The following is a 15281-nucleotide window of genomic DNA, read 5'->3' as shown; positions in this document are numbered from 1 at the left end:
CAAATGCCGCGAGGTAGAGCGACCGTGCGGGACGTCGCTGCCGCGACCGGGGTGTCGATCGCGACGGTGTCCCGCGTGCTCAACCAGCAGGGCAGCGTGGCGCCCGAAACGCGGCAACTCGTCGAGCAGGCGGTCGAGGCCCTGGGCCTGCGTGCGCCCGCACCCCGCGGCGGTACGGCGAAACCCGTCGACGGGGCCGTCTACGTGCGCTGCCCCTACGTGCTGACGGACTACTTCGGACTGATCGTGTCGTCGATCGCCGAGACCCTGGATCGCCACGGCCGGCAGGTCGTCCTCAACGCCGGCGAGGCCACGCAGGAGGATCCCGCGCTCGCGAGCCTGGCGTCCCGCCGGGGGATCGGCGGCGCGATCCTGATCCTTCCGCCGGAGCCGAGCGAGGACCTGGTCCGGCTGAGTTCGCGGCGCTTCCCGTTCGTCGTCGTCGACCCTCGTACGGCGTTGCCTCGGGACATCCCGTCCGTGTCCGCGGCTCACCACTCCGGCGCTCGGCAACTCACGGCGTACCTGACCGGGCTCGGACACACGCGGATCGGTGTGATCGCCGGGCCGCGCGAGTGGCTCGCCGCCGACGCGCGGCTGAGCGGTCATTCTGCTGCGCTCGCGGACGTCGGCATCCTGCCCGATCCGTCGCTGGTCCGGCACGACCAGCCGACCACGCAGCACGGCTACCGAGCCGCCGGCGAGCTGCTCGACCTCGATCCGCGGCCGACCGCGTTGGTCGCGTTCAACGACAAGGCCGCGATCGGCGCGCTGCAGGCCGCTCGTGAACGCGGTCTCTCGGTCCCCGCCGATGTCTCGATCGCCGGCTTCGACGACCTCGACCTTTCGCGTGCGACCAGTCCCCAATTGACTACGGTCCGCCAGCCCTTGCAGGAGATGGGCCGCATGGCCGTCAGCCTGCTGATCCGCCTGCTGGACCGCCACGAGGTCGAGGCCCTCCACGTAGAACTAGCCACCGAGCTCGTCGTCCGGGGGTCGACGGGTCCGCGAGTGTCCACAATCGCCTAGAACACAGTGCGCGAAACGGCTCGGTTGTGGCAGGTTTTAGACATGAACCTTCGGATCGGCATTGCCGGGATCGCTATCGAGTCCAGCACGTTCTCGCCTCACCGGGCCGGCCTTGCCGATTTCGACGTACGGCGTGGGGACCACCTGCTGGAGCGGTACGACTTCCTCGGCAAGGACTGGGCGCAGGGCATCGAGTGGGTGCCGCTCCTGCATGCGCGGTCCCTCCCCGGCGGCGCGGTGCTGCCGGAGGTGTACGACGACCTGTCCGCGGAGATCATCACGCGCCTCGAAGACGCCGGACCGTTGGACGGGTTGTTCTTCGACATCCACGGCGCGATGAGCGTCGTCGGGCGGCAGGACGCGGAGGCTGACCTGGCCACGCGGATCCGGTCCGTGCTCGGTCCCGACGTACTCGTGTCGGCGTCGATGGACCTGCACGGGAACGTGTCCCGCGAGCTCGGTACGGCGGTCGATCTGATCACGTGCTACCGGATGGCGCCGCACGAGGACGCGATGGAGAGCCGCGAGCGGGCGCTGCGCAACCTGGTGGAGCGGCTGCGGTCCGGACTCGGGAAGCCGGGGAAGGCGTGGGTCCAGGTGCCGGTGCTGCTGCCGGGTGAGAAGACGTCGACGCGGCTCGAGCCGGCCAAGTCGATCTATCGGCGCGTGGGCGAGATCGCGGACGAGCCCGGCGTACTGGATGCGGCTGTGTGGGTCGGGTACGCGTGGGCCGACGAGCCGCGGTGTCGTGCGGCCGTGGTTGTTACGGGCGACGACCATGCGCTGATCACCGAGCGCGCCACCGAGTTGGCGAAGGCCTACTGGGATGCCCGCGACGGCTTCGCCTTCGTCGCGCCGACCGGAACGCTGCAGGAGTGCGTCACGGCCGGCCTCGCGAGTGACGCCCGCCCGTTCTTGATCAGCGACTCGGGCGACAACCCGACCGCCGGTGGCGCCGGCGACACGTCCTGGACTCTTGGTCAGCTGCTTACGATCGAGGAACTGACCGCCGGCAAGGCCACCGCGATCCACGCCAGCATCGCCGACGCCGAGGCGGTCGCCGCCTGTGTCGCGGCCGGCGTTGGGAATCCGGTCGAGGTCACCGCCGGCGGCAAGGTCGACTCCGGTCCCGCCGGTCCGGTCGCGCTGTCCGGCACCGTGTTCTCGATCTCCGAGGATCCCGTCGGCGGCACCGTCGCGGTTGTGCAGGTCGGTGGGCTGCACTCGATCCTCACCACCCGCCGCAAGCCGTACCACCACCTCGCCGACTTCACCCTCCTCGGCCTCGACCCAGCGGCCACCGACCTGGTCATCGTCAAGATCGGCTACCTGGAACCGGAGCTCTACAACCTCGCCGCCGACTGGCTCCTGGCCCTGACCCCCGGCGGCGTAGACCAAGACCTCCTCCGCCTAGGCCACCACGGCGTACTCCGCCCCCTCTTCCCCTTCGACCCGAAGATGGCCGACCCGGACCTCCTACCAGAACTCTTGCCCTCGGCCTGATCGCGCCTCGGAGTCAGCGGTTGGGGAGGATTTCCTACCCGGATCGGGCAGTAATCCTCCCCAACCCACCTGCGTCGCGGGCATGCTGCTCGAGCACCCACTCCCAGCGCCGAGAATTCGCCGGCTGGCCTCCGAGGGGTGCAGCGCCTCAGCTGGTTGGGGCGTGGGCGGGCTCGTCGGTAGATGGATGCGCGTGGGAGAGAATTACAGCTTGCGCAGGAGGTACAGGGCCTCGGTCGTGTGGTCGATGAGCTCGCCGGCGGTGTACGGGCGGTCGGACTCGGGGAGGCCGGACCATTCGATCGCCAGGTCCTCGACATACGAGAGCCACGCGTGGATGCGGAGGTACTCGCGGGACGCGGGCTCGTCGGCGACCTCGGGGGTGCCGAGGTAGGTGAGGATGCGCTTCGTCAGGCCCGCGCGCGTCTCGTCGTACACCTTGACCGCGAAGTCGTCGCCGCCGGCGGCACCGCGGACGAACGAGATATAGGCGGCACGGCGGCGTGAGATGAAGGCGACGAACTGGACCAGCATCTCGCGGAGCTGCTGCTCGGGCGCCAGCGTCTCGTCCGGTTTCGTGACCCGGAGCAGGCGGCGGCCGGCCGCGGAGATGACGGCGAGGTAGTAGTCGCGCTTGCTCGGGAAGTAGTGGAACAGCAGCCCGCGGGAGATCCCGGCCTCGCCGGCGATCGCGTCGATGGACAGCTCATGGATCGGTTGGTCGCGAAGCATCATCAGGCCGATTTTGACCAGTTGCTTCTTGCGGTCCTCCGCTGACATCCGGTGATCCATGCCATTGAGCATTGCTTAGGGGCTGAGCTACGGTCAAGGCGAGAGGGAGGAGTCTTGATGGGGTTCGAACCTTCGGCCCGGGCTCAGGATCTTATCGCGCGCGTGGAGACCTTCCTGCGCACCGAGATCGAGCCGGTCGAGGCAGAACTGCACACCGCGATCCGCACCGCCGGTGACCCGTGGCAGCCGCAACCGATGATCAAGGACCTGCAGGCGAAAGCCCGTGACGCAGGCCTGTGGAACCTGTTCCTCCCGCCCGCGGAGCCGGGGAACGAGCAGTACGGCGAAGGCCTCAGCAACCTCGATTACGCCCCGATCGCGGAGCTGACCGGCCGCTCGTTCATCGCGCCGTACATCTTCAACTGCAACGCGCCGGACACTGGGAACATGGAGGTCCTGCTCCGGTACGGCAACGACGACCAGAAGAAGCGCTGGCTCGAACCGTTGCTGGACGGGACGATCCGCTCCGCGTTCTGCATGACCGAGCCGGACGTCGCGTCCTCCGACGCCACCAACATGCAGGCGACCGCCGTCGTGGACGGCGACGAGGTCGTCCTGAACGGCCGCAAGTGGTGGAGTACCGGCGTCGGCCACCCGGACTGCGAGCTCCTCATCTTCATGGGGCTCACCGAGCCGGAGGCGCATCGGTACCAGCGTCACACCATGGTCCTCGTCCCGCGGGACACCCCGGGCGTGAAGGTCGAGCGCCTGCTCCCCGCGATGAGCAGGTACGACGAACCGCACGGCCACGGCGAGGTGTCGTTCACCGAAGTGCGCGTGCCGGCCGCGAACATCCTGGTCGGACCGGGCAAGGCGTTCGAGATCGCCCAGGGCCGGCTCGGACCGGGTCGTGTGCACCACTGCATGCGGCTGATCGGCCTGGCCGAGAAGGCTCTCGAACTCGCCCTGCAGCGCGGAACCAGCCGGACCGCGTTCGGTAAGCCGCTCGTCAACCTCGGCGGCAACCGCGAGCGGATCGCGGACGCGCGGATCGCGATCAACCAGGCACGGCTGCTCGTGCTGCAGACGGCGTACCTGCTGGACACGCAGGGGCTCGTGGGCGCGTTGAGCGAGGTCAGCCAGATCAAGGTCGCCGTACCGCGGATGGCGCAGGACGTCATCGACATGGCGATCCAGTTGCACGGCGGCGGTGGACTGTCCGACGACTTCCCGCTCGCGGCCGCGTGGACGAGCGCCCGCGCGTTGCGGCTGGCCGACGGCCCCGACGAGGTGCATCGTGGGGTGATCGCGAGGATCGAGCTCGCGTCGTACCTCGCAGGCGCTCAGGAGGCCAAGTGAGTCGGGTCCTCGTCACCGGCGCGGCCAGCGGGCTCGGAGCCGCGCTGGTCGCGCGGTTCGTTGCTGAAGGCCACCAGGTGCTCAGCACGGACCTGGCCGAGGACAGTCCCGACGGCGGTACGACGTACCTGAAGCTCGATGTCCGCAGCCCGGACGACTGGGACGCGGCGGTCGCGTGGTGCGAGCAGAACTGGGGCGGCCTGGACATCCTGGTGAACAACGCCGGGATCGCGACCGGCGGGCGGATCGACGTCGAGACGCTCGACGAGTGGGACCGTGTCGTCGACATCAACCTGATGGGCGTGGTCCGCGGCTGCCGCGCGTTCGTGCCGCTCTTCAAACGGCAGCGCTCCGGTCAGATCGTCAACACCGCGTCCGCGGCCGGTCTCGTCCACCCGCCGATGATGAGCTCGTACAACACGGTGAAGGCCGGCGTCGTCGCGCTTTCCGAGACGCTCTCGCACGAGCTGCATCCGTACGGCGTGAGCGTGTCGGTGGCCTGCCCGTCGTTCTTCCGGACCAACCTCGCGGACTCGATCCGCGGCGCGGACAGCGCGATGGGCGCGACCGCGCGCCAGCTGATCGAGAAGTCACCGCGGTCCGCGGACGACATTGCGGCCGCGGTCCTGGATGGAATCAAGAAGAAGCGGTTCTTGATCATCCCCGACCGGCCGGCTGCGTTGGCCTGGCGCACCAAGCGCTTCGCCCGGCCTCTGTACGACCGGCAGATGCGGAAGATCGCGGCGCGGGCACGGCAGCGGGCCGAGGGCAAGGATGGGTGATGGCGCGCGGGCGGTCCGCGAGGAGGACGCGTTCGACGTACCGGCGGTCGACACCTGGCTGCGAGCGCAGACCTCTTTGCCGGATGGGCTTCCCGAGGTCAAGCAGTTCTCCGGCGGAGCGTCGAACCTGACGTATTTGCTGAGATATCCAGGCCATGACCTGATCCTGCGTCGCCCACCGGCGGGGACGAAGGCGAAGAGCGCGCACGACATGGGCCGCGAGTACCGCATCCAGGCCGGCCTCAAGCCCGTGTTCCGGTACGTCCCGGAAATGGTTGCCCACTGCAAGGACGAGACGATCGTCGGCTCCGAGTTCTACGTGATGGAGCGGGTGGTCGGGACGATCCCCGGCCATCACGCGCTGGGCGTCGACCTCACTCCGGTGCAGACCCGACAGCTCGGCTTCACGTTGATCGACACGCTCGCCGAGCTCCATGCGGTCGACCCTGAGGCGGCCGGGCTGTCCGATCTCGGTCGCGGTGCGGGGTACGTCGAACGCCAGGTCACCGGCTGGTCCGAGCGTTATCGCAAGGCGAAGACGTGGAACGTGCCGAGCTACGAGCGCGTGATGGAGTGGCTCGCCGCTCATCAGCCGGCCGACGTACGCACCTGCGTTATCCACAACGACTTTCGGCTCGACAACGTCGTACTGGCGCCGGACGATCCGCTGCGTGTGGTCGGCGTACTCGACTGGGAGCTAGCAACGCTAGGGGATCCGTTGATGGATCTCGGTGGCGCGCTCGCGTACTGGGTGCAGGCCGACGACGACTGGGCGTTCCGCCGGTTCCGGCTGCAACCGTCGGACGCGCCCGGCATGCTCACGCGGGACGAGATCGTGGAGTACTACGTCAAGCGGTCCGGGCTCGAGGCGAAGAACTGGGCGTTCTACGAGGTGTTCGGGCTGTTCCGGCTGGCTGTGATCGCGCAGCAGATCTACTACCGCTACCACCACAAGCAGACCCGCAACCCGCGGTTCAAGAACTTCTGGCTTCCGGTGAATCTCCTCGAGCGGCGCTGCCGCAAGATCATCCGGCAGGCGTGAGTGGCTGTCATCTATCTGATTCGGCACGCGCAGGCGTCGTTCGGTGCACGCAACTACGACAAGCTGTCGGAGCTCGGTGAACAGCAGGCGAAGCGGCTCGGGCAGACGCTCGCTCTTGTGCAGCCCGAGCTGGTGGTGGCCGGCTCGATGCACCGGCACCAGCAGACCGCATCGCTGGCGGGGTTGACTGCGGAGGTGGATCCGGGCTTCGACGAGTTCGACCACCAGGAGGTGCTTGTCGCGCACAAACCGGCGTACAAGCGGCACACGGTGATGGTGGCCCACCTCGCGCGTACCGGGAATCCGAAGCGGGCCTTCCAGGACGTCTTCACCGCGGCAACCCAGCGGTGGATCGACGGTGGCGACGGGTACACCGAGACGTTCCAGGCGTTCTGCGACCGGTCCGAGGCTGCGGTACGGCGGACCGCCGAGCGACTCGGGAAGAGTGAGACGGCGCTCGTCTTCACGTCCGGCGGGCCGATCGCGGCCGTGGTGGGCCGGCTGCTGTCCGGTGGCGACGGGCTGTGGGCGAAGCTGAACCCGGTGACGATCAACACCGCGATCACCAAGGTCGTGTCCGGCCGCGGCGGACTGACTGTGGTGAGCTACAACGAGCATGTCCACGTCGGTGCCGACCTGCTCACGTACAGATAGGACTCCCGATGCGACGGAACATCCTGATCACCGGCGCCAGCTCCGGCCTCGGTGCCGAGATGGCCCGGCAGTTCGCGGCGAAGGGCCACAACCTGGCGCTGACCGCGCGCCGGACCGAGCGGCTCGATGCGCTCAAGGCCGAGCTGACCGAGCGTTATCCACAGGCCACGATCGTTGTCCACAGCCTGGATGTGACCGATCACGACCAGGTGTTCAAGGTGTTCCGGGAGGTCGACGCCGAGCTGCCGCTGGACCGGATCGTCGTGAACGCGGGACTCGGCAAGGGTGCGCCGCTCGGCACCGGCCGATTCGACGCCAACCGCGACACGGCGCTGACCAACTTCGTCGGTGCGCTCGCCCAGGCCGAGGCGGCTCTCGAGCTGTTCCGGGCGCGGAACGCCGGCCACCTAGTGCTGATCGCGTCGATCTCTGCGCTGCGCGGATTCCCGAAGACGGTCACGACGTACGCCGCCACGAAGGCCGGGCTCGCCTCGCTCGGGGAGGGGCTGCGGCTGGAGTTGCTGGGCAAACCGATCAAGGTCAGCACGATCTATCCCGGGTACATCCGGTCCGAGATGAACGAACGGGTGGAGCATGCGCCGTTCATCGTCGACACCGAGCCGGGGGTGCGCGCGATGGTCGCCGCGATCGAGGCGGAGAAGGCGAAGGCGTACGTGCCGGCGCGGCCGTGGTGGCCGCTCGCCCAGGTGATGCGGTTCGCGCCGCTGCCGTTGCTGAAGAGGATGATCTGAATGCGTTGGGGTCTGACCGTCCCGCTGACCGGCGTACCGCTGCGTGATCACCGCGCGCTGATCTCGGAGCTGCACGAGTTGGGGTACACGGATCTGTGGTCGGCGGAGGTGGCTGGCGCGGATGCGTTCACGCCGCTGGTGCTCGCGTCGGAGTGGGACTCTTCCTTGCGGTTGGGGACGGCTGTCGTACCGGTGCACACGCGTGGTCCGGCCGCGCTGGCGATGAGTGCGGCGGCGTTGGCGGATCTCGCGCCGGGGCGGTTCGTGCTCGGGATCGGGGCGTCGTCGGAGACGATCGTGACCGGGTGGAACGGGATCGCGTACGACCCGCCGCTGGCGCGGACCCGCGACGTACTGCGGTTCCTGCGGCAGGCGTTCGCGGGGGAGAAGGTCGACGGGGAGTTCGACAGCTTCACGATCCGGCGGTTCCGGCTGGAGAAGGCGCCCGACGTACCGCCCGCGATCATGCTCGCCGCGCTCCGTCCGCAGATGCTGCGCCTGGCCGCGCGCGAGGCCGACGGCGCGATCACGAACTGGTTGTCGGCCGACGACGTACGCCGGGTTCGCGAGGAGCTCGGCCCGGACAAGGAACTCGCCGCCCGCATCTTCGTCTGCGTCACCGAGGACGCCGAGATGGCCCGCAACATCGGCCGCTTCCTGATCGCGACGTACCTGACCGTGCCCGGGTACGCCGCCTTCCATGACTGGCTCGGCCGCGGCGAGGTCATGAAACCGATGCGCGACGCCTGGGCCGCCGGCGACCGCAACGCCGCCATGGCCGCCATCCCCGAAGACCTCATCGACGCCCTGATAGTCCACGGCACCCCCGCCGAATGCCGATCCCACATCAACCGCTACGTGGAAAACGGCCTCGACACCCCCATCATCGCCACCCTCCCCACCGGCACCAACCTCCTCGAAACCGCCCGCTCCCTGGCACCCAATGCCGCCTGAGACCGCGGATGAGGTCCCCCTGGAGGCGCTGGCGCGGGTTGCGTTGGCGGCCTATGAGCTGGCCGGGCCGGTCGACCTCCGCCTGCACGCCCGCGGCCTCAACACAGTCTTCGATGTGACGGCGGGCAGCGAGCGCTACGCCCTCCGGGTACACCGATCCGGCTACCGCACCAGCGACCAGGTCCGGTCCGAACTGCGGTTCGTCCGATCCGTCGCCGAGGGCTGGGCTGATCAGCCGTTGCTGTTCGTTCCCTGGCCGATCACCGCTCGGAACGGTGACCTTGTAGTCGCGGCCGGGGACGCGGCACTCACGTGCGACCTGATGACCTGGGTAGACGGCGAGGTCCTGGTGCCCGGGCAAGGGCTGACCGAGGACACCGTCCATCGGCTGGGCCAGGCGCTGGCGTCGCTGCACAACCTGTCCGCGCAGTTCCGTCCACCGAGTGGCTTCGCGCTGCCCCGGTGGGATGCCGACGGAATGTTCTTGCCATCGGCATCGCCGTACCAACCGGAGTTCGGGATCGAAGATCTCTTGGATCGGCGGGATCTCCACCTGTACAACGAGATCGCCGATCGCACCCGGGCCGTCTTCACCGCCCTCGACTCCGTTGGCGACTCCTACGGCATCGTCCACGCCGACTACATCCTCGGGAACTGCTTCCTGCAACGGGCCGGCTCTGAGTGGCAGGTCAGTGTCTTCGACTTCGACGACTGCGGCTGGGGCTACTTCCTCTACGACCTGTGCCCACTACTCGGCAACCTCGCTGGGTATCCGGGTGCGATCGCGGACAATCCTGCCTACCCACGGCTCCGAGACGCCTTCCTGGCCGGCTATCGCACCACGCGGCCGCTACCGGCGGGCCTCGAGGAACACCTGCCAACACTCATGGCCGCCCGCAATGCGAATCATTGTCTGCTGACTGCACGCCGCGATGTGTCACCAACGCCCGCCCAGGACGCAACCTGGCGAATGAGCCTGGCCCGCCAATGTCTCGACCTGCCCCACTGACCGGACTGTGCCGGCCAACGAGAGGACGCTGCTTCGCGACGGCTGAGTGGTCCGAGTCGGCGGCGACATCCTCTGGCGTGTACGCTGTGTACACACCACAGGAGGGAGACGGCCATGAGCTCCGGGATCGAGTACCGCAGTGCGCGCGAGGCGCGTGAGCATTTCAAGGAAATCCTCGATGCCGCCGATGACGGTCGTCCGGCCACGGTGACCCGCGACTCGCGCCGGGTTGCTGCCGTCGACGCAGACCGGCTCGTTCACTTCCTGACTCGCGTCCGCCCCGCCGGTGCCGAGGTAGTCGCCGAGAACGACAGTTGGTCGCTCTTCATTCCGGGGCTGCCCGTTGCCGCTGACGGGGTCACCCTCGACGACGCCGTAGCAGAGATGATCGACGCACTCCGCGACTACGCCGAGGAATGGGTCGACCACCTGCGCCTGGCGCCCAACCACGCCGAAAACTGGGGTCTTGTCCAGATCGTCGCGCTCTCTTCGGATCAGCAGCTGCGCGACTGGCTGCTCGCCTGACGTACGTCATGAGCGAGCGACGCCGGCCGGCCACCCGGACGGACCACGAGAACTTCTGCATCACCGAAGGCTGGGCCGAACGCAAACGTGCGACGGGTAAGCGCGGAACCCATCACGTCAACTACGAGTTCGCCCTGCCAGACGGTCGCATCCTCTACACCAGGATCAGTCATCCTGTCGATCGCACCGGCCACGGCCCGTCCATCTGGTCGCACATCCTTCGCGACCAGCTCGCCGTGACCGCCGAAGAGTTCTGGGCGTGCGTCGAGGACAAGGTTCTCCCGGACCGACAGGAGCTTCAGGTCCCTGCCGAGACGATCCCGGTCGGAATCGTCAGAGTACTCATCGTCGAGGCACACGTCCCGGAAGCTCAGGTGCAGGCGATGACGAAGGCAGAAGCCATTCAGCGCCTCGCCGAGTTCTACACCACGGGTCGGTGAGCCTCCGGATCTACGCACCCAACAGTCCGAAGGCATCATTTCTTGAGGTGATGGACGACAAACTCGCACCATGAGCTGATTGCTGCCGGAGCCGCGACTCGATGTGTCCCCGGGAAAGCAATCAGCTGTTTGTCACGCGATCCCAGCAGCTCGAACAATTCGAACTGTCCGACGCGGGGGAAGAGTTCGTCATCCCACTGAACGTGAAACAGAACCGGCACGGTGATCCGGGGTGCGTCCAGGGTGAATCGCGAAGCCATGTTCACCGCGGCGGGCATCGCGGGTGGCTGGCGCATTCCGTACTTGCCGAGTACTGCGCAGCGCAGCTGGCTACCTGCCTCGGCCACAAACGGCAGCCCGAACCGAGTCCCCATCGACAAGCCGAGATAGGCGACGCGGCCGGCATCGATGACGTCCAGGTCGCTGACCGCTTCCAGACATCTGCACCAGTCCTCCACCGTGCTGTCTGTGACCGTGTCGATTCCGACAGCTGCCATCCGCTCCTGGTACGGCGGACCGTCGGCCGGTTCGGTTGCCCGGTCGCCGTGGTACGGACCGTCGATTGCGACGGCTGCGGTCTGTGACTTGCCGGCGAACCACCGACCCAGCAGTAGCTGCCGGTCGGCCCTCTTGTGCCCGCTGCCGCCATGGCCCATGAGGACGAGGGGAACGGGTCGCTCACGGCGCGCGGGCAGCCAGATGATGCCTGGGACAACGCCTTCGTCCCGTATCAAGTTGAACCGGCGCTCGGTGACGCCGTGCTCGGAGACCGGTTCGCCGATCCATTGCAGTACATTCACCCGCCGCTGCTAGCGGGTGGTGGTGATTTGGAAGGCTCGGACGCAGAGGGGGGCTGGGTCGATTTTGTTGATGATCAGAACTCCGGTGACGGCGGCGCCCTTGGAGGTGCCGGACAGGGGGATCACGAACGTCGGTGCCTGACCGGTCGGGGTGCCGGTGGTGAGCTTGGTCGGTGGGCCGACGAGAGTGCGCATCAGCAACGGGATCAGTTGTTCCGAGCCCTCGCAGGCGAAGGCGGCCGCGCCCTTGGCGTTGTTGGCGTTGAGTTGGGTGACGAAACGGCGCGCGAGATCGCTCGCACTCACTGGCCGCGGTGCGCTCGGCCGCGCGGTGGTTGGGCGCACGGCAGTTGGGCGCGCCGCAGTGGGGCGGGTGGTTGTGGTGGGCTTCGGGTTGCCGGCGGTGGAGCGGGGTGCGGCGGCGGCGCTGCCGGGCTCGGGGTCGCTGGTGCGGTGGTCGCTCACGAGGCGGAAGGCGAGTACGCCGACCGCGCCGAGGGCAACCAACACGAAGACGACGATCAGCACGATGATCAGCCCGCCGCGGTTCTTCCGCGGGGGCCGTCCGTACGTCGGCGCCGACTTGTAGTCGCCCGGCTGCGGCTGCCAGCTGTAGTTCGGGCCGGGAGGCGGTGAGCTCACACGCTCAGTGTGGAGCGCGATCAGCTCAATCGGTGCTCTCGCAGCCACATCGTTGCGCGCCTGTTGGAGGCTCGGGACAGCCAGGCGTCCTGGATGACCTCGGTCAGTTCCTGCTTGGTGAGTTCACCCAGCCGGCTGGCTCGGACGAGGACCGACGGGTGGCCGTCGAAGTGCGGGGTGGAGAAGAACGGGTTCGAGTCGTCCGACAGCAGCGCGAGCTTCTCGTTCTCGGACTCGACCCAGATCATGATCACGTCGTCGTACTTGTCCCCGCTCACCGGATCCACCGCGTCGGGTCGCGGCGTACGGAAGAACACGAAGGACTTCCCGCCCACCTGGTACACAGGCCGATCCGTCCCGTCGTCCCGCTCCCACTTGGTGACATGCGGCATCCCCGAGGCGACCTCATGCACATCCCCCACCCGAGCCCTCCGCGCCGCCATCCCCCGAGTCTAGGCGGGGAGCCAGATGGTGAAGGTGGAGCCGGTGTTGGGAGTGCTGGTGACGGATATGTGGCCTTCGTGGGCTTCGGTCAGGTGTTTGGTGATGGCGAGGCCTAGGCCGCTGCCGCCGGTGGTGCGGGTGCGGGAGGCGTCGGCGCGGTAGAAGCGGTCGAACAGGTACGGGAGGTGCTCCGGTGCGATGCCGGTGCCGTTGTCGGTGACCGTGAGGTTGTAACCAGCCTTGCCACCAGACTCCACAGGCCGTACGCCGACCACGACGTGGCCGCCCGTCGGCGTGTAGCGGATCGCGTTCGACACCAGGTTTCCAAGGGCCTGCCGAATACGCGCACCGTCGACGACCGCGGGCGAAGAGCCGGCAACCGAAGCGGTGAGAGTGACCCCGGCCGTGTCCGCGGCGGGCCCGTGGGCGGAGACGACCTGCTGCACCAACTCGGACAGGTCACGTGGTGCCGGGTGCAGGCGGAGCATGCCCGCGTCGGCGAGAGCGAGGTCCTGAAGGTCGGCGACTAGGTGCTCGAGCAGCCCGGTCTCCTCGAGCAGCGACGTGACGAGCGCCTGATCGAGCGGTACGACGCCGTCCTCGGACGCAACCAGGTATCCCTTGATGTTCGCCAGCGGCGTCCGCAGCTCATGCGCCACGTCGCTGACCATCGCCTTCCGCTGGAAGTCGTGCCGCTGGATCGACTCGGCCATGTCGTTGAACGCATGTCCGAGCCGCGCCACCTCGTCCTTTCCGCTCACCGGCACGCGCGCCGCGTGGTCCCCGTTCCGCATCCGCTGGGTCGCACCCGTCAACGCCACGATCGGCCGGACCAGGCGACGTCCGGCGAAGACCATCACCAGCGCAGCGATCAGCAGCACGCCGAGCGCGGTCGCCGCCGTCCGCAACAGTCCCTCACCGGAGAAGACGTTGAACGTGCTCTTCGCCCCGAGGTACAGCTTCGCGGGCGGAGCGACGTACGGCGTCAACGCCTGGACGCGGGCCTGGGTGGTGCAGTCGACGAACTTGTCCGTGAAATCGCCCTTGGCCTTGGGCTCGACCGACTTCAGTCCCTCGAAGTCGTTGATCTGGTACTTGATGCTCGCGGCATCGAGGCAGGCGACCGCGCGCCGGACCTCGTCGTCGTTGACGATCTTGGCCTTGGCGCTCGGGGCGTACAGTCCGGGTGGGTAGCAGCTGTCGTCCTTCGAAGCGGCACCGGGCTTCTCCATCACGCGCGCGCCGGCGAGCGACTGCGTCGACTCGATCATCACCTGCGGGACCGCCGCGCCGGTCTGCGCGACGGTCGCGGGCCTGCCCTTCGCGATGTAGCAGTCGGCTGCCTGCTGGGCGAGCTTTGCCTGGGTCCGCTGCTCCTCCTCGGTCAACCCCCAGTCGGGGGCGCCCACGAACGGCGGGATCGCGTTCGCGGTCGTCACGAACCCGCCTGCCGCGCCGGCCGCCACGGTCTTGCGGGCGGTGTACACGTTCATCACGCTCGAGACCCCGGCCAGCTTCGCGCCACCGGAGTTCCGGACGTCGATGGTTGCCGCCGGCACCGACGGGAGTTCCGGCGCGGCCCCGAGCATCCGGGCCGAGTCCGCGATCACCGAGCCGTCGTCGGCGGTGACCGCGACCCGGCGGCCGAGTTTGTCGGCCAGCTCGTGCACCAGCTTGTCCACACCGGACCAGGTCGGATGATCAGCGGCGTACTTCGACAGCTGGCCGTAGATCTCCCCGTCGACCTGCAATTGCCCCGTGTTCGCGTCGATCTCGCCCTGCAGCTTCTCCGACGTGCTGTACGTCGCGATCACCGCGGTGGCGATCACGGCCCCGAGCGCGACCGCGAGCGACAGCCCGAGGAACCGGACCAGCACGCTACGACGCATGGCTCACCGCCTGGTCCGCGAGTTTGTAGCCCACGCCGTACACGGTCTTCAGGTACGCCGGTGCGCCCGAGGACGGCTCGATCTTCTTCCGCAGGTTCATCACGTGTACGTCGACGGTCCGGTCGAACACGTAGTGGTCGAAGCCGAACGCGTGCTCGAGCAACTGCTGCCGCGAGAACGCCCGCCCCGGCGAGGCCGCGAGACAGGCGAGGATCTTGAACTCGGCCGGGGTCAGCTCGATCAGCTCCCCGGTCAGCCGGACCTCGTGCCGGCTCGGGTCGATCTCGAGCTCACCGACGCGGTACACCTCGCCCTCGGCGCGGCTTCGGGTACGACGTAGTACCGATCGGACCCGTGCCACCAGCTCGCGCGGGTTGTACGGCTTGGTCAGGTAGTCGTCCGCGCCCAGGTCGAGCCCGAGCAGCAGGTCGTCGTCGGTCGAGCGGGCGGTGAGCATGATGATCGGGATATCGCCGTCGGCCCGCAGCACCCGGCAGACGTCCAGGCCGTCGACCTTGGGCATCATCACGTCGAGCACCAACAGGTCCGGGCTGCGCCGGCGGGCCTCGTCGATCGCTTCCCGGCCGTCGTGCACGACGACGGTCAGGTGCCCTTCCCGCTCGAGGTACCGCCGGATCAACTCCGCCTGCTTGAGGTCGTCTTCGGCGACCAGGATCCGCGCTGGCATAGTCCTCAATGTCCCCGAACTTGATGAGAATCCGATG

At 68.1% G+C, this 15281-nt stretch carries 17 protein-coding genes; 11 read left to right on the top strand and 6 right to left on the bottom strand.

All coding sequences use genetic code 11. The annotated features are described in order from the left end of the window. The first annotated feature begins 3 nt into the window (after positions 1 to 3). The gene (locus EV649_RS27215) at positions 4 to 1029 is read left to right on the top strand and encodes a LacI family DNA-binding transcriptional regulator (protein ID WP_130386461.1); all 1026 of its coding nucleotides are present in this window, start codon (positions 4 to 6) and stop codon (positions 1027 to 1029) included. A 42-nt stretch (positions 1030 to 1071) separates the two neighbouring features. Continuing rightward, positions 1072 to 2532, top strand: a complete 1461-nt coding sequence (locus tag EV649_RS27210) for a M81 family metallopeptidase (protein ID WP_130386460.1) — start codon at positions 1072 to 1074, stop codon at positions 2530 to 2532. 204 nt (positions 2533 to 2736) lie between these two features. Here the strand turns inward: EV649_RS27210 and EV649_RS27205 are convergent, their stop codons facing one another. Beyond that, the gene (locus EV649_RS27205; protein ID WP_241998724.1) at positions 2737 to 3312 is read right to left on the bottom strand and encodes a TetR/AcrR family transcriptional regulator; all 576 of its coding nucleotides are present in this window, start codon (positions 3310 to 3312) and stop codon (positions 2737 to 2739) included. Positions 3313 to 3381: 69 nt separating this feature from the next. Between EV649_RS27205 and EV649_RS27200 the strand changes: the two genes are divergently transcribed. From EV649_RS27200 to EV649_RS27160, 9 genes are all read left to right on the top strand, one after another. Further along, a complete protein-coding gene (locus EV649_RS27200) occupies positions 3382 to 4623 on the top strand; it encodes an acyl-CoA dehydrogenase family protein (protein WP_130386459.1) in 1242 nt (413 codons plus the stop codon). Then, complete coding sequence (locus EV649_RS27195) at positions 4620 to 5405, top strand: SDR family NAD(P)-dependent oxidoreductase (protein ID WP_130386458.1); 786 nt, start codon at positions 4620 to 4622, stop codon at positions 5403 to 5405. The genes EV649_RS27200 and EV649_RS27195 overlap by 4 nt, the downstream gene beginning before the upstream one ends. Beyond that, on the top strand, positions 5398 to 6447 hold the full coding sequence (locus EV649_RS27190; protein WP_130386457.1) for a phosphotransferase family protein: 1050 nt from the start codon (positions 5398 to 5400) through the stop codon (positions 6445 to 6447). Before EV649_RS27195 ends, EV649_RS27190 begins: the two co-directional genes overlap by 8 nt. Continuing rightward, positions 6448 to 7101 (top strand): histidine phosphatase family protein, encoded by a 654-nt coding sequence (locus tag EV649_RS27185; protein ID WP_130386456.1) that lies wholly within the window; start codon positions 6448 to 6450, stop codon positions 7099 to 7101. Between the two features lie 8 nt (positions 7102 to 7109). Continuing rightward, on the top strand, positions 7110 to 7853 hold the full coding sequence (locus tag EV649_RS27180) for an SDR family oxidoreductase (protein ID WP_130386455.1): 744 nt from the start codon (positions 7110 to 7112) through the stop codon (positions 7851 to 7853). Next, a complete protein-coding gene (locus EV649_RS27175; protein ID WP_130386454.1) occupies positions 7854 to 8807 on the top strand; it encodes an LLM class F420-dependent oxidoreductase in 954 nt (317 codons plus the stop codon). It begins immediately after the preceding gene. Then, complete coding sequence (locus EV649_RS27170) at positions 8797 to 9816, top strand: phosphotransferase (protein WP_130386453.1); 1020 nt, start codon at positions 8797 to 8799, stop codon at positions 9814 to 9816. The genes EV649_RS27175 and EV649_RS27170 overlap by 11 nt, the downstream gene beginning before the upstream one ends. A 114-nt stretch (positions 9817 to 9930) precedes the next feature. Beyond that, positions 9931 to 10341, top strand: coding sequence for a type II toxin-antitoxin system prevent-host-death family antitoxin (locus EV649_RS27165; protein ID WP_130386452.1), 411 nt, complete (start codon positions 9931 to 9933; stop codon positions 10339 to 10341). Between the two features lie 8 nt (positions 10342 to 10349). After that, positions 10350 to 10781 (top strand): cytotoxic translational repressor of toxin-antitoxin stability system, encoded by a 432-nt coding sequence (locus EV649_RS27160; RefSeq protein ID WP_130386451.1) that lies wholly within the window; start codon positions 10350 to 10352, stop codon positions 10779 to 10781. A 35-nt stretch (positions 10782 to 10816) separates the two neighbouring features. Here EV649_RS27160 and EV649_RS27155 read toward each other — a convergent pair whose 3' ends face one another. The 5 genes from EV649_RS27155 to EV649_RS27135 are packed head-to-tail and all read right to left on the bottom strand — an operon-like array spanning position 10817 to position 15244. After that, positions 10817 to 11581, bottom strand: a complete 765-nt coding sequence (locus EV649_RS27155; RefSeq protein WP_130386450.1) for a hypothetical protein — start codon at positions 11579 to 11581, stop codon at positions 10817 to 10819. A gap of 9 nt (positions 11582 to 11590) precedes the next feature. After that, complete coding sequence (locus EV649_RS27150; RefSeq protein ID WP_130386449.1) at positions 11591 to 12223, bottom strand: hypothetical protein; 633 nt, start codon at positions 12221 to 12223, stop codon at positions 11591 to 11593. Positions 12224 to 12243: 20 nt separating this feature from the next. Beyond that, the gene (locus EV649_RS27145) at positions 12244 to 12666 is read right to left on the bottom strand and encodes an MmcQ/YjbR family DNA-binding protein (protein WP_130386448.1); all 423 of its coding nucleotides are present in this window, start codon (positions 12664 to 12666) and stop codon (positions 12244 to 12246) included. A gap of 9 nt (positions 12667 to 12675) precedes the next feature. Then, the gene (locus EV649_RS27140) at positions 12676 to 14556 is read right to left on the bottom strand and encodes a HAMP domain-containing sensor histidine kinase (RefSeq protein ID WP_130386447.1); all 1881 of its coding nucleotides are present in this window, start codon (positions 14554 to 14556) and stop codon (positions 12676 to 12678) included. After that, on the bottom strand, positions 14546 to 15244 hold the full coding sequence (locus EV649_RS27135) for a response regulator transcription factor (protein ID WP_130386446.1): 699 nt from the start codon (positions 15242 to 15244) through the stop codon (positions 14546 to 14548). Before EV649_RS27135 ends, EV649_RS27140 begins: the two co-directional genes overlap by 11 nt. Between the last annotated feature and the right edge of the window lie 37 nt (positions 15245 to 15281).

The organism is Kribbella sp. VKM Ac-2569 (assembly GCF_004216905.1).
Taxonomy (GTDB): domain Bacteria; phylum Actinomycetota; class Actinomycetes; order Propionibacteriales; family Kribbellaceae; genus Kribbella.
Note: the sequence above shows the minus strand (reverse complement) of the source record. Positions and strands in the feature narration are given on the sequence as shown.